The sequence below is a fragment of the Paraburkholderia sp. RL17-381-BIF-C genome, from assembly GCF_046026435.1.
GTDB lineage: Bacteria > Pseudomonadota > Gammaproteobacteria > Burkholderiales > Burkholderiaceae > Paraburkholderia.
This window is the reverse complement of the sequence record NZ_JARESX010000015.1, coordinates 67,953-88,135: the sequence shown is the minus strand read 5'-3', so window position 1 is coordinate 88,135 and position 20,183 is coordinate 67,953. Positions and strand designations below refer to the sequence as shown.

Sequence of the window (20,183 nt, the reverse complement as noted above, 5' to 3'; positions counted from 1 at the left end):
TGTCAGCGCCGATACCTCCGATCAATGCAATGGTCGCGCTCGGGCGCGATGCAGGACCGGCATCGATGCATTATTCACTACGGGACAACAAAAAACCGCCAATCTTGCATTTTCTCGGCGCTGTTACATCCAGCTTACATGCGGCCCGCTGCCGAAACGATTGTGCGGTTATCTCGCCGGCCATTTCCACGGCGGCAGATCGCGATCGTCCGGGTCGGCGATACGGGTCGCGCCGAAGTGCTTCTCCAGCACGATCGACTGGCTCGCCTCCTCGCGCTCGAGCGACGCGATCAGCCGCGCCGCGTGCGACACCACCAGCACCTGCGAATGCGCGGCGGCTTGCGCGATCAGGCGGGCGAGCGCCGGCAGCAAATCCGGATGCAGGCTCGTTTCGGGTTCGTTCAGCACGAGGAGTTCGGGCGGACGCGGCGTCAACAGCGCCGCGACCAGCAGCAGGTAGCGCAAGGTGCCGTCGGACAGCTCCGCGCCTTTCAGCGCTCGCAGCAAGCCATGCTGCTGCATCACCACTTCGAAGCGGCCGTCCTGGGTCGCGACGTCGAGGCGCGAGCCCGGAAAAGCGTCGTCGATGGCGGCGTCGAGCGCAGCCGGGTCGCCGATCTCGCGGATGGTTTGCAAGGCCGCGGCGAGGTCCGCGCCGTCGTTCGCGAGCACCGGCGTGTGCGTGCCGATCTGCGGCAGACGCGCGGGCGCTTCGGCGTCGGTGCGGAAATGGTCGTAGAAACGCCACGAGCGAATCTGCTCGCGCACCGTGACCATCTCGGGCGCGGTGCGTGGATCGGAGAACTCCGTCATCATGCTGTCGAAGCTGGCGACGGGTTGCGGAATGGTTTGCCAGTCGCCACGCTCATCGCGCGTGCGCAACGCCGGGCCGTGCCGGTCCACCAGCAAGGCTGAAGGCCGCAGCACCGGGCCGCTCCAGATGCATTCACGCTTGATGACTGGATCAAGCGTGAACTTGCTGGGAATGGGAGGTGACGGCCGCTCTGGCGCCGGCAGACCGAGATCGATCGCATAGCCGAACTGGTCGCCGGCAAAGCCTAGCCGCAGACTCACAGGCTCGTTGCGCCGCGTGCCCTCGACCGGAAACTCGCCCGCCAGCACCGCCCGCGAAAAGCGCTCAGGACCAGCCCACAACGTGGATGGCAGGCCGCCCTCGCGCGCCAGCGAAGTAATCACCCCGCCGCGCGCCGTCTCCGCCAGCAACCGCAGCGACCGATACACGCTCGACTTGCCGCTGCCGTTGGCGCCTGTGATCACGTTCAGGCGGCCGAGCGGCACGATCAACTCGCGCAGCGACCGGTAACCCGCGACAGCCAATGTGGTCAACATGCGTCCGCCTGACGTTCAGCCGCGCATGCGTGCGCGCTCCGTGGCGCCGCTACGCGCCCACACGCGGCGAAACGTCCGCTCGACGAGCGGGCCACGCACTGGTCGATACATGCCGTCATTTATGCCCGCCGCCCTTGCCCGGCTTCTGCACCGGCACGCTGCGCAGATCGCGCAGGAAGGTATCGCGCCAGACACCCAGATCGTTCTTGCGCAGCGCCGCCATGTTGATCTCGTGGCGCCGCTGACGCGCGTCGAGCGGCATCTGCAACGCGCGCTGCAACGCTTCGCACATGCCGATTGCGTCGTGTGGATTGACGAGCAGCGCGCCCGTTAGCTCCGCCGCCGCGCCCGCGAAAATCGACAGCACCAGTACGCCGGGGTCGTCGGGATTCTGCGCGGCGACGTATTCCTTCGCGACCAGGTTCATGCCGTCGTGCAGCGGCGTCACAAAACCGATCTGAGATTCACGAAATAGCGACATCAGCTTCCAGCGGTCGTACTGCTGGTTCAGATAGCGAATGGGCGTGTAATCGAGTCCCGAGTAACGGCCGTTGATGCGCCCTGCTTCGTACTCCAGATCCTGGCGAATCTTCTGGTAGGTGGCGACGTCCGAGCGCGTGGGCGGCGCGATCTGCACCAGCGTGACGTTGCCGCGCCATTCCGGCGAGCGCTCCAGCAGATGCTCGAAGGCGCGGAACCGCTCGACGAGCCCCTTCGAATAATCCAGCCGGTCGACGCTCATGATCAGCTTGCGGCCTTCCAGGCTCTGCTTGAGGTCGAGCACGTGCTGACGGCTTTCGTAGCGCTTCGCCTGCTCGGCGATTTCGTCGGGGAACACGCCGATCCGGTACACGCCGGTGCGCAGCTTGCGGCCGAATGCTTCGACCACGCCGTCCGCGCCCACCGTACCGCGGGCGTGGCGCGTGACGTAATCCTTGAACGCGAGTTCGTCGGTGGCGGTCTGGAAGCCCAGCAGGTCATAGCACGACAGCGACTTCACCAGTTCTTCATGCGGCGGAATGTTGAGCAGGATCTGCGGCGCGGGAAACGGAATATGCAGGAAGAAGCCGATGCGGTTCGTCACGCCCTCGTTGCGTAGCGCCTCGGCGAACGGGATCAGATGGTAGTCGTGAATCCAGATCACGTCGTCGGGTTCGAGCAGCTTGATCAGCTTGTGCGCGAGCCACGCATTGACGCGCCGGTAGCCCGCGTACTCCTCGCGCTCGTAGCGTGCGAGGTCGTTGCGGTAGTGGAACACCGGCCACAGCGTCGCGTTCGAAAAGCCGCGATAGTACTGGTCATAATCCTTGCGCGTCAGACCCACGGTCGCGAAGGTCACCGCGCCGTCCTGCTCCAGCGTCGGACCCGCGTTGGCGACGGTCTCGCTGACCACGTCGCCGCTCCAGCCGAACCACACGCCTCCGGCATCTTTCAGCGCACCGAATACGCCGACCGCGAGGCCGCCGGCCGATCCTTTGGTTTCCGTCGGCGTTGCGACGCGATTCGACACGACGATGAGTCGGCCCATGTTGCATGTCCTCCTTGGTTCGCGCGGCGCGCTCGCGTATCGATCATCGGGTCTTTCGCGATGTCTCGTCTCGTGCGCCATCGCGCGAGGAGAACCCAAAACACGATGAGACACGCGAAGCCGCGCCGGCTTCGTGAGTGAGTGGACGGTTCGACCGCTTTGGTGCCCGATCAGTTGCATTCATCGGCGTCGGCGTGCCACAGTCTGGCGGTTTCGTGGTCAAAGCCGTGGTTAGAGCCGCGATCGAACCTGCCGCCGGACTGCTGTCAAGCCTCCGTCAAAACGCCCTCAAGCCGCATGTTTGATCGCCTGTTTGATCGCTTGTCTGGCCGCATGTCTGATCGCTGTCAAGCCCGCCGTCAGACCGCCGTCAAATTTTTTCCTTCACATGCTGCGGCAGTTCGCCCGCCGGCGGCCTCGCGGCGCGGCTCGCCACCGGATCGGCCTCGGTGTGCGCGGCCGTGCTGCCAGCCGGCGTCTGCGTGCTGCGCGGCACCCAGTCGAGCGCTTCGCCCTTGCCGGCTTCGAGTTCCGCCGACACTTCCGCGCGCGCCCGCGGCAGGTACTGCGGGTAGTGCTTCTGAATGTAGTCGAGCAATCCCTCGCGCACCCGGCAGCGCAAATCCCAGTTCAGGCCGGAATCGAGCGAACTGACGAGGGCGCGCAATTGCATCGAGCGCTCGGTGCCGTCCGTCACCTGCAACACCTGCACGCGGCGATCCCACTCGGGCGCGTCCTCGACGATGCGCGCGAGTTCTTCGCGCAACGGCGCGAGCGGCATGCGGTAGTCGACGTAGAGAAACACCGTGCCGATGATCTGCGAACTGCTGCGGGTCCAGTTCGAAAACGGGTTTTCGATAAACCATTGCAGCGGAACGATCAACCGACGTTGATCCCACAGACGCACCGATACATACGTACCGGTGATTTCCTCGATACGCCCCCACTCGCCCTGAATCACGACGACGTCATCGAGACGGATCGGCTGCGACAGCGCAATCTGCAAGCCGGCGATCAGATTGCCGAGCACCGGCCGCGCGGCGATACCGGCGACCAGTCCCGCCACACCCGCCGAAGCAAGCAGGCTCGCGCCGATCTGCCGGACATTGGGGAACGTCATCAATGCGCCGCCCACGCCGACGATCACGATCACGAACATCACCGAACGCGCGAGCACGCGCGCCTGGGTATGGATGCGGCGCGCCTGGAGGTTGTCGGCGGTATCGAGCGGATGGGCCTGAATGATCGCCTCGCCGATCGCCGCCGCCGAACGCACCGAGAGCCAGGTGATCGCGCCGATCAGCGCGATTGCGGCGGCGTCGCGCAACGGCGTGATGAAGGTCAGCGTGTCGGGCGCTTCCCAGCCCACTGCCTCCAGCGCGAGGATCACGAGCATGAATAGCGCCGGCTTGTCGATATAGCGCAGCACCACGCTGGTGAGCGGATAAGGCCGCGCGAGCCGCGTCACGATACGCGCGCCGACCCGATGGATGCCCACGGCCAGCACCACCGCGATCACCGAGACGATCAACGCGCCGAGCCACGTGTGCAGCGGCGCTTCGGCGATACGGCTGAGGTCGTCGAGAGTAGGCATGAAGGGGAATGTCCTCCTGGCATGAGTGCTGAGCTGAGCCGAGCCGGCGCGGAACCGGCCACCGACATGGCCGCGGGGTAGCCGCGGAGTGGCGAAAGGCGCCCGGCTGCCGGGCGGCGCCGGTCGCGAGGCGCCGCTGAAGCGGACGCGAGGCCGCACGACTGCACGGCCTGCCTACTGACATCTTAGATTGTTCTTCCGCGCGATCCGCGAAAGGTGGCGAGGCCCGCCGCCTCTACAAGCGGACAGCCGGCGTTGAGACCGGGTCTCAGGTAGAGCTATGAGAAATGCCCCGAAGTGCCCACGGCTGAAAAGCCGGAAAACCCTCATGGGCCGAAACGCCCAACACGCCGGATGCCGACGCGCAGGGCATCAGCCGTGCTTCATTTCAACTGCCGCTCTTGCAGGGAAACGCTTTACCGAGCCCGAGCGAGATCGCCGTGCTGGCGTTATAGCCCGCGACGATCGGATTCTCAGCGATATATTTGCGCACCGCGTCGGTCAGCTGCGCCGAGCGCGCGTCCTGCGGCAGGCAGAAGTACTGGCCGACGCGCGGGCCGGTCGTGCCGCCGATCGCGTCGATGGTGTTGAAGATGCCGTCGGCGGCGCCTTCGATATAAGCGGCGCACGCGCTACGCGATGCCACGTCCGTCTTGGTGCACAGCTTGTTGAGGTCGCCTCCCGTAAACGCGGCTGCCGATAGCGGTACGGCGAGCGCGCTGGCGAAAATCAAAGCCCGCAGCATGGTGTTCCTTTCCAGGGTCGTTTATCAGGCGGTCTTTCGCCGCATCCAAAGGGCGCGCACATGTGGCGCGCCAAAGTCGACATTCTGCACTGTTTTGCGAAGCGCAAGCGTGCGCGCCACCGCTATCTTCAGGCACTTTTTTTAAGCCGGGTGAGTTGGCGGCGCCAAGTGCTCCGCCGCTTGCGTGCTCCAGCGGTACCACGGCAGCGTTTCGCGGGCTGCGCCCGTCGCGGCAGGCAGACCGAGCGGGCTTTTGACAGGAGCTCAGATGGCTGTCAGTGCGGGTGGGCCTTCGATTGGCGCTTCAGGCGGCAGGCAGAGCGCGTGGACCTTCGACTCGCGCTCCGGGCCGCCGACAGAGCGCGTAGATCTTCGACTCGCGCTCCAATTGGCCGGCCAGAGCGCATACACCTTCGGCTCGCGCTCCAGACTGCCGACGGAGCGCAGACACATTCGACTCGCGCTCCAGCCGCCGGCAGAGCGCATAGACCCTCTACCCGCGCCCCAAGCCGCCGGCAACCGGCCGCCGTGAGCCGCGCACACTATTTCTGTTGCATCTGCTGCAGGCGCGCGGTCAACCCTTCGACCACGTCCGGCTCCTTGTAAGTCTTCGCGAAATCGAGCGCCGTCATGCCGATCTGGTTCTTCACCGTCAGGTCCGCGCCGTTGTCGAGCAACAGCTTCACGGTCGACACGTGGCCGCCGCGCGCGGCCATCATCAGCGGCGTGGTGCCGTTCGGCGAGCCGGCGTCGACGTAGGCCGAATGGTCGAGCAGCACCTTGACGATGTCGTCGTTGCCGTTCGCCGCCGCGTAGTGCAACGGTGCCCAGCCCTTCTTGTTGACCTCGGCGTCTTTCGCGATCAGCTGGTTGACGAAGGCGAGATCGCCGTTCAGCGCGGCCATCATCATCGCGTTCTCGCCGGCCTTGTCCTGAATCTCGATGTTGGTCTTCGGATTGGCGAGCAGCGCAGCGCCGACTTTGTCCGATTTCTCGCGCGCGGCCAGCACCAGCAGCGGAATGCCCTGGTTATCCACGCTGTTCGGGTCCATGCCCTTGGCGAGCAACTTGTTGACGCCGTCCACGTCGTCGAACTTTACCGATTTGATCAGCGAATCGATCGGCGCCGCCTGGGCCGGCGACACCGCCAGCGAAGTCAGCGCGGCACAAACGAGCGCAGCGGCGAACGTGACGCGCGAGACGCCGCGCCGTGCCGAAGCCAGCGCGCCACGCGTTGTCACGCCTGCTGCGAAAGTGTCCTGCGGGGCAGTCAACGACATCGAAATTTCTCTCATATTTAACTTTATGAAAATTCCCTATCCTATTGATATTTATCGACTTTACGCCTCACGCACCAGCCGGCGCGGGAATCTTGAAAAGGCGGAAGAAGTTTTGCGTGGTCGCCTCGGCCAGCGCCGCTTCCGGCATGTCGCGTTGTTGCGCGATGAACCGTCCGACATAACTTACGTACGCAGGTTCATTAGGCTTGCCGCGATATGGCACGGGCGCGAGATACGGCGAGTCGGTTTCGATCAGTAAACGTTCGAGCGGCACGCGGCGCGCGACGTCCTGCACGTCCGTCGCGCTCTTGAACGTGACGATGCCCGACAACGAGATGTAAAAATTCTGCGCAAGCGCCTGTTCGGCGACATGCCACGGCTCGGTGAAACAATGCATCACGCCGCCCGGCTCGCCTGCGCGCTCCTCGGCCATGATGCGCAGCGTGTCTTCCGACGACGATCGCGTATGGATGATCAGCGGCTTGTTCGCGGCGTGCGCCGCCCGGATATGGGTGCGAAAGCGCTCGCGCTGCCATTCCATGTCGGCGATGGTGCGGCCTTCCAGCCGGTAGTAGTCGAGGCCGGTCTCGCCGATCGCGACCACTTTGGGATGCGCGGCCAGTTCGACCAGTTCGGCGACGCTCGGCTCGCGCATGTGCTCGTGATCCGGATGCACGCCGACCGACGCGTACACGTTCTCATGGCGGCTGGCGATATCCAGCACGGAAGGCAGCGTTTCGAGATCGACGGACACGCACAGCGCATGCGTGACCGAATGGCTGCGCATGTTCTCGAGCACCTGCGGCAGGCGGTCGGCGAGTCCTTCGAAATTGATATGGCAATGTGAGTCGACAAACATGGGGGTGTCCTGCGTAGGGCTGGCTCGAAGGGAATCAGGCGGCGGCCGGAGCTGTCGCGGCGGCGTCGAGGCGTTTGCCGAGAATCACCAGATCGCGCTCCACGCCGTCCAGCACGGCCACGCGCGGCAACGATCCCCACGTGTCGAAACCGAAGCCGCGGAACAGGCGCAAGCTCGCGTCATTGTGGCCGAAGATGAAGCCGAGCACGGTATCGATGCCGAGCGCCGGCGCCGCCGCTAGCGAAGCCGCCAGCAATTGCTTGCCGAGACCCTTGCCACGCGCGCTTTCGTCGAGATAGATGCTGACTTCGGCGGTGCGCAGATAGGCCGGGCGGCCGTAAAAGTCCGAAAAGCTCAGCCATGCGATCACGCGGCCGGGCTGTTGCGAGTCTTCCACCACCCACAACGGACGCTTGTGCGGGCCATGCGCGTGAAACCAGGTCAGCCGGCTTTCGACGCTGACCGGCTCGAGATCGGCGGTGACTTGCCGCGACGGCACCGTCGAGTTGTAGATGGCGACGATAGCGGGCAGATCGTCGAGCGTGGCATCGCGGTAGGAAAGGCTCATGGTGCGTTGAACGTGAGATGGAAGCGGATAATGGACGAACGGCGGACGAACGGCGGACGAACGGCGCAGGACGAATGGCGGGCCGGCGCCGGCTGTGAGGCGCGGCGCAGCGCGCCAGCGGCCGGGAACGCGCCCCGCACGCAGCGGCGGCTTACGCGAACAACTCGCGATAGCCGATAAACAGCTCTTCGAACACCAGCCGCGCATTCAGCGGATGGTTCTCGACGGCGCGTTGGCGCGTCACAGTGCGCATGAAGCGCGCGAACGCGCTGGCGTCGGCCTGCGACGCGCAGCGCGTCAATGCCGCCGAGGCTTGCGGGAAGTAACGGGGCGCGCCGGCCGTGCGCTGCGCCAGCAAATCGTACATCCAGCGTTGCAGCCAGCCTAGCACCAGCGGCACTGGCAGCTTCTGCAACGCCTCGCCGCAGGCGAAGGCGTCGCACCCGGGGCCGGCGGCCAGTTGCTTGAGCGTCCAGTCGCGCAGCGTGCGGTTCTCGTCGCTGGCGAGCGCGAGCGCCGTGAGCGGCGCGCCGCCGGCTTCTGCGAGCAGCGCGGGCGCCTCGGCCACGCCTTGCGCGGCAAGCCACTTCGTCGCCACGTCCGGTGCGGGCACGGTCATCGGCCACTGGCGGCAGCGGCTGATGATGGTGGGCAACAGGCGATCGATACGCGCCGACACCATCAGGAACACGACTCCCGCCGGCGGTTCTTCGAGCGTCTTCAGCAGCGCATTGGCCGCGGCGATATTCAGCCCTTCCGCCGGATACAGCACGACCACGCGCGCGCCGCCGCGGTGCGAGCCCACGCCGACAAAATCGAGCAAACCGCGAATCTGTTCGATCTTGATTTCCTTGCTGGGCGTGCGCGTCTTCTTGGCTTCGTCGGCATCGGCCTTGTCGGCTTTTTCGTCCGCGGCGTTGTTCAGGCCCGCTTCGGCGGCCAGCGCCTCGGGCACGACGATCCGGTAGTCCGGATGATTGCCCTGCGCGAACCAGTTGCAGGCCACGCACGCGCCGCACGGCTCCCCGTTGGCCTGCTGAGCCTCGCACAGCAAGCCCTGCGCGAGATGCTGCGCGAAGCGCAGCTTGCCGATGCCCGCCTGCCCATGCAGCAACAGGGCGTGCGGCCAGTGGCCGCGCAATTGCTGCAGGCGGTTCCAGTCATCGGCTTGCCACGGATAAATCATCTTTTCTCTTTTAAATCAAATTGTTGCAGAATTTACATGAAGTACGACATGAACTCTGAACGCCGATATAAACCAAGTTTATATTCTTTTTAAATCAAAGAACTGCGATCAATTCTTCAAGTCTTCTCTGAATCTGCGTAATGCTCTGCGCGGAGTCAATGATAGCGAACCGGTACGGCGCTTCTTCGGCGCGGCGCAGATATTCGGCGCGGGTGCGATTGAAAAATGCCGCCGATTCGCTCTCGAAGCGATCCGGATCGCGTGCCGCACTGCGCCGCTCGCTGGCGATTTCGGGCGCGAGGTCGAACAGCACCGTCAGGTCCGGCTGGAAACCGCCCTGCACCCAGCGCTCCAGCGTTTCCAGCTTGTCGCGCGGCAGTCCGCGGCCACCGCCCTGATAGGCGAAGGTCGCATCCGTGAAACGGTCCGACAGCACCCAGTCGCCGCGCGCGAGCGCAGGCTCGATCACTTCGGCCAGGTGCTGGCGGCGCAGCGCGAACATTAGCAGCGCTTCGGTTTCGAGGTCCATTTTCTGATGCAGCACGATTTCGCGGATCTGCTCGCCGAGCGGCGTGCCGCCCGGTTCGCGCGTCATGACGACCGCGCGGCCGGTGCTTGCCACTTTCTGTTCGAGGCGCTCCCGAAACCAGCTGAGGTGGGTGGTCTTGCCCGCCCCGTCGATGCCCTCAAACGTTATGAATTTGCCCCGCGCCATCATTGCCCTCGAATGTATTTGTCCACGGCCTTGTTGTGATCGCCGAGGGTGTCGGAAAAGATACTGCTGCCGTCGCCGCGCGAGACGAAATACAGCGCGGTGCTGGGTGCCGGGTTCAGCGCCGCCTGCAGCGACGCCACGCCGGGCAGCGCAATGGGCGTTGGCGGCAGCCCCATCCGGGTGTAGGTATTGTAGGGAGTGTCGGTCTGCAGGTCTTTCTTTCTGATGCGTCCGCTGTAGCTCTCGCCCATGCCGTAGATCACGGTCGGGTCGGTTTGCAGCGGCATACCCACGCGCAGCCGGTTCGCGAACACCGCGGCCACCATGGGCCGGTCAGACGGCTTGCCGGTTTCCTTTTCGATGATGGACGCCATGGTCAGCGCGTCGTACGGCGTCTTGTACGGCAGATTCGCCGCGCGCGCGGTCCATGCCTCGTCCAGACGCAGGCGCATCAGACGGTAGGCGCGGCGGTACACGTCGAGGTCGCTGGTGTTTTTGTCGAACAGGTAGGTGTCGGGGAAAAACAGTCCCTCGCCATTGCCGATCGACGCCTCCGGTGCGTTGATCGCGTTCATCAGGTCGGCGTCGCTCATCCCGGCCGTGTCGTGCTTGAGCGCCGGATTGGCATCCAGCTCGGCGCGCATGCGCTTGAAGGTCCAGCCTTCGATAATGGTCGCCACGTATTCGTTGACGTCGCCGCGGGCGATTTTCTGCAGCACCTCATACGGCGTCACGCCCGTCTTGAACTCATAGTTGCCCGACTTCAGCTCGCTTTGCAGTCCGAGCAGCCGCGTCATGATGACGAACAGCTCCGCTTCGACCGGCACGCCGCCGCGATTGAGTTGCAGCGTGACGCTGCGCAAGCTGCTATGCGGCTTGACCGTGACATCGAGTTGCGCAGGAGTCAGATCGAGCGGACTGGTGGCCCAATGGTATCCGCCAGCAATTGCGGCTGCGGCCAGCACAACGACGAGTGAGCCGGCAATGAAACATTTCTTGAACAGGGACATGCGAAACGTGGCAGGGTTGGACTGCATATAATACTTGTTTGCCTTAGCCAAAGTCAGAATTGACTGTTCCAGGAATCCATGAACACACCGCTCGCTACCGCTTCAGGCACGCCTCCAAACACAGCTCCTACGGCAGCCGCCGCCACGCCGGCAAGTCTTCCCGCGCTGCCGCGCCCCTCCGCCGATGAATTCGACGCGCTCGTTCAGCAAGGCGCGTATATGCCGCTCACGCAGTTCGGCGTGATCGACGCCACCGGCGACGACGCGGCAAGCTTCCTGCACGGCCAGTTGACCAACGACACCCAGCACCTCGACGCCGCCAATGCGCGTCTGGCCGGTTACTGCTCGGCCAAAGGGCGTCTGCTGGCGTCGTTCCTGACCTGGCGCAGCGGCGATACGATCCGCCTGCTGGTGTCGAAAGACGTGCAGGCCGCCGTGCAGAAGCGGCTCTCCATGTTCGTGCTGCGCGCCAAGGCCAAACTCACTGACGCGAGCGGCGAACTGGCGGTGATCGGTCTCGCCGGCGACGTGCGCAAGGCGCTCTCAAATGTGTTCGACGCGCTGCCGGACGGCGTGCACGTGAAAGTGGACGGCGCGGCGGGCTCGCTGATTCGCGTACCGGACGCGCTCGGGCGCCTGCGTTATCTGTGGATCGGCCCGAAGGTGCAGATCGAGTCGCACTTGCCCTTGCTGGACGAAAAGCTCAAACGCGTCTCGCCGGCCGTGTGGGACTGGCTCGACATTCGCGCGGGCGAGCCGCGCATCACCCAGCCGGTGGTCGAGCAGTTCGTGCCGCAAATGGTCAATTTCGACGTGCTGGGCGCGGTGAATTTCCGCAAAGGCTGCTATCCCGGCCAGGAAGTGGTGGCGCGCAGCCAGTATCGCGGCACGATCAAGCGGCGCACTTCGCTCGCCAATGTGGCTGGCGAACTCGACACGGTGCGCGCGGGCGCGGAACTGTTCCATTCGGACGATCCGGGCCAGCCGTGCGGCATGGTGGTGAACGCGGCGTCGGCGCCGGAAGGCGGCGTCGATCTGCTGGTCGAGATCAAGCTCGCGGCGCTGGAAAACGGCTCGGTGCATCTGGGCGCGGCGGACGGCCCGGCGCTGCGCTTCCTTGCGCTGCCCTACGGGCTGCCCACCGAAGTCTGACATTCTCGCGGGGAACGAAGCGGCGCAGTCAGGCGCCGCTTTTTACTGGCCTTTTCAACTGCAACGCCTCCACCGGGAGACGCCCCCGATGTGCCTGATCGTGTTCGACTGGCGACCCGACGCGGTCGACGGCCCGCTCTTCACGCTTGCCGCCAATCGCGACGAGTTCTTTCGCCGCACGGCCGAACCGGTCGGCTGGTGGCACGACGCGCCGACGGTGCTGGCCGGGCGTGATCTGCAAGGCGGTGGCACGTGGCTCGGCTCGTCGCGCGACGGCCGCTTCGCCGCGCTGACCAATTACCGCGCGCCGCACGAAATGCGCGCCGACGCGCCGACCCGCGGCACGCTCGTCAGCGACTGGCTGAGCGGCGCCACGCGCGACTCGAATGGCAACCCGCACGGCACGCCGCTCGCGTACCTGCGGCACGTCGCGCAAACCGGCGACATCTATAACGGGTTCAATCTGCTGGTGGGCGACTGGACGCGCCGCGAACTCGCCTGGTACTGCAACCGTTCCGAGCGCGCGCCGACGCTGCTCGAACCCGGCACGCACGGCATCTCAAACGCGGTGCTCGATACCGCGTGGCCGAAGCTCGTCAAAAAGCGCGCCGAACTGGGCACGCTGCTCGCGCGCAACGCGATGCCACCGCTCGAACGCCTGATCGACCTGATGCGCGATCCGCGCCTCGCCCGCGACGACGAACTGCCGTCCACCGGCATTCCGCTCGAACGCGAACGGGCGCTGTCGGCTGCATTCATCGAAACGCCGGAGTACGGCACACGCGGGACGACCGCACTGCGCGTGACCCTACACGGCGAAGTGATCAGCGTGGCCGTCGCCGAGCGCAGCGACGACAACGGCTCGCATCGGATCGCGCGGCCCGGCGACTTCGAGCGCAGCTTCGCCTTCAATATCGAACGCGAAATCGCGTGACCAGGGTCCGGTGGCTCGTTGGCCGCCGACAACCCGGTGAACGCCCTCAGTCGGAATCGAAGGCCGCGCGCAAGGCCGCTGCGGCATCCGCGTGCGCCTGCGCGACGTCCGGCACGAAACCGCCCATCTTGAAGAACTCGTGGATCATGCCCGGATAGCGCTTGAGCGTGACCCGATTACCCAGCGCGTGCAATTTCTCCGCGTAGGCGTCGCCCTCGTCGCTCAAGGGATCGTATTCGGCGGTGGCGATCCACGCAGGCGCGACGCCGCTGAATTCGGGCGCGCCAAGCTGGCCGTCCAGCGGCGCGAAACGCCAGTCGTCACGGTCGCTGCGCGCGCGCACGTAGTGGTCGAAGAACCATTGAATCGTGTCGCCCGACAGCAGAAAGCCGTTGGCGAAGCGCGAGTGCGAATCGGTTTGCTGATGGCCTGTCGTGCCCGGATAGATCAGCAATTGCAGCGCGAGTTCGATGCCGGCGTCGCGTGCGAGCACCGCGCAGACCGTGGCCAGCGTACCGCCCGCGCTATCGCCGCCCACTGCCAGCCGGCCGGCGTCCAGCCCGTATTCGGCTGCGTGCGCGTGCAGCCAGGTCAAGGCGTCGAAAGCGTCCTCGACGGCAGTGGGAAATTTGTATTCCGGTGCGAGGCGATAGTCCACGGACAACACCGCGCAATTGCCGTCGCGCGCGAACATCCGGCACAGCGCATCGTGCGTATCGACGCTACCCACCGTGAAGCCGCCGCCGTGGTAATACACGAACGCCGGCGCGGGCTCGGCCCAACTCGGCTCGACCGGATGGTACAGACGCGCACGAATCGTCGCGCCGTCGCGTGTCGCGATTTGCAGATCTTCGATCGCGAACATCGGCGCGCTCGCGATCTCCAGAATCGGCGCGCTTTTTTCGTACGAGGCCCGCGCGTCCTGCGCGGTCATTTCATGGAGCTTCGGGCGCCTGGCCCGCTCGATCATATCGAGCACCTGCTCGATCTTCGGATTCAGCGGCATGGTGCGTCTTATGGCGCATAAGCGCCGAAGGTTTGAAATAAACCGGCGCGGTTCAAAAAGAAACCGGCGCCCTGGATCTCAGCGGGCGCCGGCGATACGGCAAGCGTCCCGTCTAGCCGGCGTTGTTCACTTCCGGCTTCAGCGACATTGGATCAGTGGGATTGCGCAACTGCTCGATATCCTCGTGGCGCAGCTTCACCGTTGCCATGATGCCCGGATGCGTGACGATGTAAAAACGCCGCGCCGCGATCGCTTCGAAGGTGATGTCTGCGACGTCGTCGGCACTCAGCTTGCCCGACTGCACCGCGCGCTGCAGCTGCTTGCCCGCGGCGATCTGCGAGCGGGTCGGGCCGCTGTCGTTGCGCAGATCAGCAGGCCGCGCGCGTTCCGCATTGGCGATGCCGGTCGGCACGAAGGCCGGGCACAACAGCGAACAGCCGACCTGACCGCCTGCCGTTCCCGCCTGCGCGGCCTGCGCCAGCTGCAGGTCGTGATACAGCGTTTCGGTGAGCGACACCACCGCGTGTTTCGACGCGTTGTAGATGCCCATGGCGGGCGGCGACAGCAAGCCCGCGACGGACGCCGTGTTGACGATATGCGCGGGCTCGTTCTGCGCCAGCATGATCGGCGTGAACACCCGCACGCCGTGCGCGACGCCCATCACGTTCACGCCGAACACCCACGACCAGTCGTTCGCCGAGCTTTCCCACAGAAAGCCGCCCGCGCCTACGCCTGCGTTGTTGAACAGCAGATGCACCTTGCCGTAGGCGGTCAGTGCGGCTTGCGCGAGCGCTTCGACCTGCGCCGCGCTCGCGACGTCGGTCGGCACGCCGATCGCTTCGGCGCCGCCGGCGCGCAATGCGTCGACGGTTTGCGCGAGCGCGTCGGGATTCACGTCGGCCAGCACGAGCTTCATGCGGAGCGAGGCGCCCTTCTGCGCGAATGCGCGGCCGAAGCCGCTGGCCGCACCGGTGATCACCGCCACCTTGCCTGCGAAATCGAACATCGTGTCACTCCATTGGATTGAGCGGCGCCTTGCGTGGGCTGCCCGACTGCCGCCGCGCTCAGATCAGCTTGACGAGTTGCTTGCCGAAGTTCCTGCCTTTGAGCAGGCCAATGAACGCCTCAGGCGCCGCATCGAGTCCTTGCGCGATGGTCTCGCGATAGTGCAGCTTCTTCTGCGCAACCAGCGTGCCGAGTTGCGTGAGCGCTTCGGGCCATACGTCCATATGCTCGCTCACGATGAAACCCTGCACCAGCAGACGCTGCGTGAGCATCAGCGACGGATGCTTGAGCGGCAACGGCTGGCCGTCATAGCCCGCGATAAACCCGCACAGCGCGATCCGGCCGAATGCGTTCATACGCGCGAGCGTCGCGTCGAGCACCTCACCACCGACGTTCTCGAAGTAGCCGTCCACGCCGTCCGGCGTCACCGCCTTGAGGTCCTGATAGAGATTGCCGGCCTTGTAGTCGACGCACGCGTCGAAGCCGAGCGTCTCGGTGACATAGCGGCACTTGTCCGCGCCGCCGGCAATGCCGACTGCGCGCGCGCCGGCCAGCTTCGCCAGTTGGCCGACCACGCTGCCCACCGCGCCGCTCGCCGCGCTGACCACCACCGTCTCACCCGCTTTCGGCGCGATGATGCGGTTCAGGCCGTACCACGCCGTGACGCCGGGCATGCCGACCGGGCCGAGATAGGCCGATAGCGGCACATGCGTGTCGTCGACCTTCTGCAGGCCCGTTCCGTTCGACGTGCCGTACTCCTGCCAGCCGAACATCGCAACGACCTTGTCGCCGACTGCGAACTTCGGATTTTTCGACTCGACCACTTCACCCACCGTGCCGCCGATCATCACTTCGTTCAGCGGCTGCGGCGGCGCATACGACTTGCTGTCGTTCATGCGGCCGCGCATGTAGGGGTCGAGGGACAGGTAGTGATTACGCACGCGCAATTCGCCTTCGGCCAGCGGCGCGAGCGGCGTTTCGACGAGGCGGAAGTTGTCGGGGGTCACGGCCCCCTGCGGGCGCGACGCCAACACGAGTTGGCGGTTGATCTGGGTCATGGCGATCGTCTCCATAAGTTGCCGATGGGATCGGCGGATGATTCGAACGGCTTACACGAAGGCGGAACCGGAGGCGCGAGCGCCTCCCTGACACGCGCGGTTCAAGGCGGCGCTCAGCCGTCGCTCGGACCGGGTTTCGCCGACGGGTCGCTGCGCAAACGCTGTTGCCTCACTTCGCGGCCGACGGCGAGACGCCGCATGTATTTGAACGTGCCGAGCGCCTTGGCGACGAAGTGGCCTTCGCTGTCGCGAATCTCGCCTTCGCAATAAGCCATGGTGGTCGAGCGGTGCAGCACGCGCGCGGTGGCACGTAATTCGCCGCGGCCCGGCTGCATGAAGTTGACCTTCATTTCGACCGTGACCACGCCCACGCCGTCGCCCGCGAGACTGCGCGCGGCCATGGCGAGCGCGATGTCGGCGAGCGTCATGGTGACGCCGCCGTGGGCGACGTCCCAGGTGTTCATATGATCCGGCTGCAACGGCAGCGCGACTTCGCTAGCGCCGTCCGCGGCCGACACTAACTGCGCGCCTAACCGGTCGACGAACGGGCTCTCGAGCAGGGTTTCGGTACTCGCTTTGGATGAAGGCGAATCGGTCATGGCTGTTTTCGAATTTCGTGGTCAGTGCGTTCATGCGGTTGATGCAGGACGCGAGAATGCCTTCGGCCGAGGCAAACACTAAGCCTATCAAACTTACACCTTCGATGGAGCTTTATCAGGAGGTCGGGTCGGCAGGTAACGGCACAGGCGATGCCGGTAATGGCTCGCTCGCGAGCATTGCGCTTCGCTGTGAATTGCGCCGGCAGGATCGAAACGAAGGACGATTGGAGGGGTGGTGACCCGATTGGGCTCCGCGCTCCGCGAGTTGCGCCAATCGGGTACGGACTTTATCGACGATAAATCAGAGAGTGGCTGCCAGACGTTCAGACACGCAATTCTTTCAGCGATCTAGTGGCTGAAGTCAGCCCCCAACCAACCCGCTGCAGTGGTTTTAGCATGAGTGACGGCGCCTTGTGCGTCGGGGAAAATGCCAAGCTCGTCCCACCGTTCTTCCGCCGCGAAAGGCCCCTTGATTCCAAGCGCCTTCTGAATGCTCAACTGCGCCGCATACCTGCCGTCCTCGAGAGGCCGGGCCGTTGCCACCACTTTGTGCGGGAGTCCTTGCCGCACGGGCTGAATCAGTTCCAGAGGACCACCGGCCGCACCCACATCGATCAACTCGTTGCGCGTGTTGCAGTCGGGGCAATAGAAGAAAAACGCGTTGTTATCCCGGTTCGGTTTGACCTGTTTGCGGGCCAGCACAGCTCGACACTCGACGTTTTCGCAAATGAATGGCATATCGGTCTCCGTGATGATTTTCGAATCGTGGCGCGGTGCAGATCGCCATTGGCCTCCGGGAAACGATCTGCCAGAAGCCGCCGGGGAGCAATCAGCAGATGACCGGATTGCTAATGGCGGGGAGATGCCACTAGCCGGGCAATATGCTTTTTCAGGTACTTGTCAATTGTACGTCGGCGCCACGTCCGTGCCGCGCCAGCTCAGCCCGCGTGCGTCGCCAGACGCGCAGCCAGCCGCCCTAGCCTGCGCACGGCATCGTCGGCGCGATCGAGATCCGTGCTTGGTGAACTGAGCCGGATGAAATGATCGAAACGCCCCGCGTTCGAAAACACCGTCCCCGGCATCACGCGAATGCCGTCGTTCAACGCCGCCTCGAAGAGCGCCGCCGACGACATCTCTCGCGGCAATTCGATCCAGAAAAACATCCCGCCGGCCGGCGGGGTGAAGCGCGTGCCATCCGGAAACGAAGTGGCGATCGCCGCCGCCATCCGTTCGCGCTGAAGCCGCAGCCGCTCGCGCAGACGCCGCAAATGCCGCTCATACGCGTTCGTCTCCAGAAACTCGGCGAGCACGACTTGCGACAGCTGTTCGTTGTGACGCGACTGCGCGAACTTCAGCATGCCGATACGTGGATGCCAGCGGCCGCCATTGATCCAGCCGACCCGCATGCCGGGTGCCAGCACCTTGTTGAACGACGTGCAGTGGATCACGGTGCCGTCCGTATCCCAGGCCTTCAACGATCTGGGCGGCTGTGCCGCGTCGGCCAGCTCGCGATATGGATCGTCCTCGATCAGCGCAATACCGGCTCGCGCGCACAGTTCGACGAGCCGCGCCTTGTGGGCGTCGGGCATTACGCTGCCGAGCGGGTTCTGCAGGTTCGGCACCACGACTACGGCCTTGATGTCGGGATGCGTGTGCAGCGCGAACGCCAGCGCTTCGATGGCGAGGCCGGTGGTCGGACTGGCGGGAATTTCGAGCGCGCGCAAGCCGAGGCTTTCCAGCGCCTGCAGCAGACCGAAAAAGCACGGCGATTCGACCGCGACGGTGTCGCCGGGTTGAGTCACCGCTCGCAATGCAAGATTCACGGCTTCGATACCGCCGTGCGTCATGATGATGTCGTCCGCGCCGATCTGGATGCCGGCGTCGAGCGCGCGGCGCGCAATGATCGCGCGCAAGGCCGGATCGCCCTGGTCGTGCCCGGCGGCGGTCAGCAAGGTGGGCCGCTTGCGCAGTGCACGCAGCGCGGCTTTCTGCAATGCATCGGTGGGATAGAGATCGGGCGAGGCGGTCGCGCCGCCGAGATTCAGCGCGTCCGGATGTCGCTGCAATCTCGACACGATCGCGGAAATCGCCGAATGGATGCCGACGAACTGCGCGGCGCCCGGCAGCACCGCCAGATCGGGCTCGGACGCGGCCGGCAACGCAGCCGTGGGCGGCACACGCACGAAGTAACCGGCGCGCGGACGGGCGTCAATCAGCGCGGCGCGTTCCAGTACGCGGTAGCTCTCGGTCGCGGTCGCAAGACTGACGCCGTGCCGGCGCATGAATGCGCGCATCGACGGCATTCGGTCGCCCGGGCGCAGCACGCCGCTGCCGATCGCGCGGCGATATTGATCGGCCAGCTGCCGGTACAGCGGCTGGTTATCGGGCAGCGGGTCCGCAGCCTGCCGGGTCAGAATGGATTGAATCATCCGCCGATGGTGCGGACAGTTCGCGCGTCGCAACAGATACACATCCGCACGATTCCAGCCGATACAGCGCACTAAACCGCGTTGCTGTACCGGTTCACATTGCTGATGGCTGCGGCTGTTTTCATTTGAGCGGACTCAATAAGCTGAGTGGCATGAAAACGCTTTGAAGGAAACGGCCATGTCTCTTCGTCAATGTCGCTCCGATCCGGCGCGCCGCACTGCTTCTCGTCTCGCCGCAGGTCAAATGGCCGTGCATGAGTTGCGCGCCGGCACCTCGATTGTCGCCGTCGAAGGCGATCTTCAGCTCGCGTTCCGCGATCACGCTCTCGCGTGGCTGGGCGACGCCGTGCCTGTCACGTCGATCACCTTGCACGAGGGCGAGTGCTTCGTGACGCCGCAACGCGGCGTCGTGTCGATCAGCGGAGTGCGTGCGAACACTGCCGCGTTCGTCGTGCAGCCCTCGCGCGCTCTTCACGACGGCCGCAGTCTGATCCGTCAAACCGCGCGCCATCTGGCCAGTCTCGTCAAAACACGCCTGCGGCGCGCAGCCTGAAACGCCGCTCGGCGGCCAACACGGCCCGGTACAATGCATGATCCAAGCCGCTTGTTTCGAGGTGCAGGTCATGTCCTTCTTCCGCGCGCTGCTGTTAGGCCGTTCCATTCGTCTGGCCACGGTCCTCGCCATCGTCACGCTAACGCTCAACGGCTGCGCGGGCCTGTTCGGCGGCGATCCATTGCGCGTGAACGTGGCCGGTCTCGAACCGATCGACGGCCAGGGTCTGGAGATGCGCTTCAACGTAAAACTGCGCGTGCAGAATCCCAACGATTCCACGATCAGCTTCAACGGCGTGTCGCTCGATCTCGAGCTGAACGGCAAGCCGTTCGCAAGCGGCGTGAGCGATCAGGCCGGCAGCGTGCCGCGCTTCGGCGAAACGGTCGTCAACGTGCCGTTGACCGTGCCGGCATTCGCCGCGGTTCGCCAGGCGTTCGCCTTCGCAGGCGCGGCGCAGTCGGGGCAAATTCCGTACATTCTGCGCGGCAAGCTCGCGGGTGGCCTCACGGGCACGACGCGATTCGTCGATCAAGGCACGTTGAGCCTGCCGTCGACCGGCATGGCGTTGCCGTGATACGGGTAATCGGCGCCCACACCGCGCGCGGATAAAAA

At 65.0% G+C, this 20,183-nt stretch carries 21 protein-coding genes; 4 read left to right on the top strand and 17 right to left on the bottom strand.

Annotated features, from left to right (window positions below; genetic code table 11):
• Positions 1 to 168: 168 nt before the first annotated feature.
• The 11 genes from P0D70_RS12390 to mltG form a co-directional block, all read right to left on the bottom strand.
• Complete coding sequence (locus tag P0D70_RS12390) at positions 169 to 1,350, bottom strand: AAA family ATPase (RefSeq protein WP_091794313.1); 1,182 nt, start codon at positions 1,348 to 1,350, stop codon at positions 169 to 171.
• 115 nt (positions 1,351 to 1,465) lie between these two features.
• Entirely contained in the window at positions 1,466 to 2,878 is a 1,413-nt protein-coding gene (gene otsA / locus P0D70_RS12385; RefSeq protein WP_408184686.1) for an alpha,alpha-trehalose-phosphate synthase (UDP-forming), read from the bottom strand.
• Positions 2,879 to 3,248: 370 nt separating this feature from the next.
• Positions 3,249 to 4,472, bottom strand: a complete 1,224-nt coding sequence (locus P0D70_RS12380) for a mechanosensitive ion channel family protein (RefSeq protein ID WP_408184685.1) — start codon at positions 4,470 to 4,472, stop codon at positions 3,249 to 3,251.
• 388 nt (positions 4,473 to 4,860) lie between these two features.
• Positions 4,861 to 5,217: a Rap1a/Tai family immunity protein gene (locus P0D70_RS12375; protein WP_091794320.1), complete on the bottom strand. Its 357-nt coding sequence runs from the start codon at positions 5,215 to 5,217 to the stop codon at positions 4,861 to 4,863.
• A gap of 264 nt (positions 5,218 to 5,481) precedes the next feature.
• The gene (locus tag P0D70_RS12370; protein WP_408184684.1) at positions 5,482 to 5,670 is read right to left on the bottom strand and encodes a hypothetical protein; all 189 of its coding nucleotides are present in this window, start codon (positions 5,668 to 5,670) and stop codon (positions 5,482 to 5,484) included.
• Positions 5,671 to 5,759: 89 nt separating this feature from the next.
• Positions 5,760 to 6,497, bottom strand: a complete 738-nt coding sequence (locus P0D70_RS12365) for an ankyrin repeat domain-containing protein (RefSeq protein ID WP_408184683.1) — start codon at positions 6,495 to 6,497, stop codon at positions 5,760 to 5,762.
• A 67-nt stretch (positions 6,498 to 6,564) separates the two neighbouring features.
• Positions 6,565 to 7,356, bottom strand: a complete 792-nt coding sequence (locus P0D70_RS12360) for a TatD family hydrolase (RefSeq protein WP_091794324.1) — start codon at positions 7,354 to 7,356, stop codon at positions 6,565 to 6,567.
• A gap of 34 nt (positions 7,357 to 7,390) precedes the next feature.
• Entirely contained in the window at positions 7,391 to 7,924 is a 534-nt protein-coding gene (locus P0D70_RS12355; protein WP_091794327.1) for a GNAT family N-acetyltransferase, read from the bottom strand.
• 151 nt (positions 7,925 to 8,075) lie between these two features.
• The gene (locus tag P0D70_RS12350) at positions 8,076 to 9,110 is read right to left on the bottom strand and encodes a DNA polymerase III subunit delta' (RefSeq protein WP_408184682.1); all 1,035 of its coding nucleotides are present in this window, start codon (positions 9,108 to 9,110) and stop codon (positions 8,076 to 8,078) included.
• Between the two features lie 94 nt (positions 9,111 to 9,204).
• Positions 9,205 to 9,825 carry a dTMP kinase gene (gene tmk / locus P0D70_RS12345; RefSeq protein ID WP_408184710.1) on the bottom strand — a complete coding sequence of 207 codons (621 nt, stop codon included), beginning with the start codon at positions 9,823 to 9,825 and terminating at the stop codon, positions 9,205 to 9,207.
• Positions 9,825 to 10,835 carry an endolytic transglycosylase MltG gene (gene mltG, locus P0D70_RS12340; protein WP_091800527.1) on the bottom strand — a complete coding sequence of 337 codons (1,011 nt, stop codon included), beginning with the start codon at positions 10,833 to 10,835 and terminating at the stop codon, positions 9,825 to 9,827. Before mltG ends, tmk begins: the two co-directional genes overlap by 1 nt.
• Before the next feature lie 78 nt (positions 10,836 to 10,913).
• Between mltG and ygfZ the strand changes: the two genes are divergently transcribed.
• Both ygfZ and P0D70_RS12330 read left to right on the top strand, forming a co-directional pair.
• On the top strand, positions 10,914 to 11,987 hold the full coding sequence (gene ygfZ / locus P0D70_RS12335) for a CAF17-like 4Fe-4S cluster assembly/insertion protein YgfZ (protein WP_408184681.1): 1,074 nt from the start codon (positions 10,914 to 10,916) through the stop codon (positions 11,985 to 11,987).
• A gap of 88 nt (positions 11,988 to 12,075) precedes the next feature.
• On the top strand, positions 12,076 to 12,921 hold the full coding sequence (locus P0D70_RS12330; protein ID WP_408184680.1) for an NRDE family protein: 846 nt from the start codon (positions 12,076 to 12,078) through the stop codon (positions 12,919 to 12,921).
• 46 nt (positions 12,922 to 12,967) lie between these two features.
• Here the strand turns inward: P0D70_RS12330 and P0D70_RS12325 are convergent, their stop codons facing one another.
• The 6 genes from P0D70_RS12325 to P0D70_RS12300 form a co-directional block, all read right to left on the bottom strand.
• Positions 12,968 to 13,927: an alpha/beta hydrolase gene (locus P0D70_RS12325; RefSeq protein WP_408184679.1), complete on the bottom strand. Its 960-nt coding sequence runs from the start codon at positions 13,925 to 13,927 to the stop codon at positions 12,968 to 12,970.
• A 112-nt stretch (positions 13,928 to 14,039) separates the two neighbouring features.
• The gene (locus P0D70_RS12320) at positions 14,040 to 14,933 is read right to left on the bottom strand and encodes an SDR family oxidoreductase (RefSeq protein WP_408184678.1); all 894 of its coding nucleotides are present in this window, start codon (positions 14,931 to 14,933) and stop codon (positions 14,040 to 14,042) included.
• Positions 14,934 to 14,991: 58 nt separating this feature from the next.
• On the bottom strand, positions 14,992 to 15,990 hold the full coding sequence (locus P0D70_RS12315) for an NADP-dependent oxidoreductase (protein WP_408184677.1): 999 nt from the start codon (positions 15,988 to 15,990) through the stop codon (positions 14,992 to 14,994).
• A gap of 113 nt (positions 15,991 to 16,103) precedes the next feature.
• Complete coding sequence (locus tag P0D70_RS12310; protein WP_091794342.1) at positions 16,104 to 16,589, bottom strand: PaaI family thioesterase; 486 nt, start codon at positions 16,587 to 16,589, stop codon at positions 16,104 to 16,106.
• A 348-nt stretch (positions 16,590 to 16,937) separates the two neighbouring features.
• Positions 16,938 to 17,327 (bottom strand): hypothetical protein, encoded by a 390-nt coding sequence (locus P0D70_RS12305; protein WP_091794346.1) that lies wholly within the window; start codon positions 17,325 to 17,327, stop codon positions 16,938 to 16,940.
• A 200-nt stretch (positions 17,328 to 17,527) separates the two neighbouring features.
• Entirely contained in the window at positions 17,528 to 19,018 is a 1,491-nt protein-coding gene (locus P0D70_RS12300) for an aminotransferase-like domain-containing protein (protein ID WP_408184676.1), read from the bottom strand.
• Positions 19,019 to 19,196: 178 nt separating this feature from the next.
• Here P0D70_RS12300 and P0D70_RS12295 point away from each other — a divergent pair, with 178 nt between their 5' ends.
• Together P0D70_RS12295 and P0D70_RS12290 are read left to right on the top strand one after the other, a co-directional pair.
• Positions 19,197 to 19,571 carry a hypothetical protein gene (locus P0D70_RS12295; protein WP_408184675.1) on the top strand — a complete coding sequence of 125 codons (375 nt, stop codon included), beginning with the start codon at positions 19,197 to 19,199 and terminating at the stop codon, positions 19,569 to 19,571.
• 70 nt (positions 19,572 to 19,641) lie between these two features.
• A complete protein-coding gene (locus P0D70_RS12290; protein WP_408184709.1) occupies positions 19,642 to 20,145 on the top strand; it encodes an LEA/WHy family protein in 504 nt (167 codons plus the stop codon).
• The last annotated feature ends 38 nt before the right edge of the window (positions 20,146 to 20,183 follow it).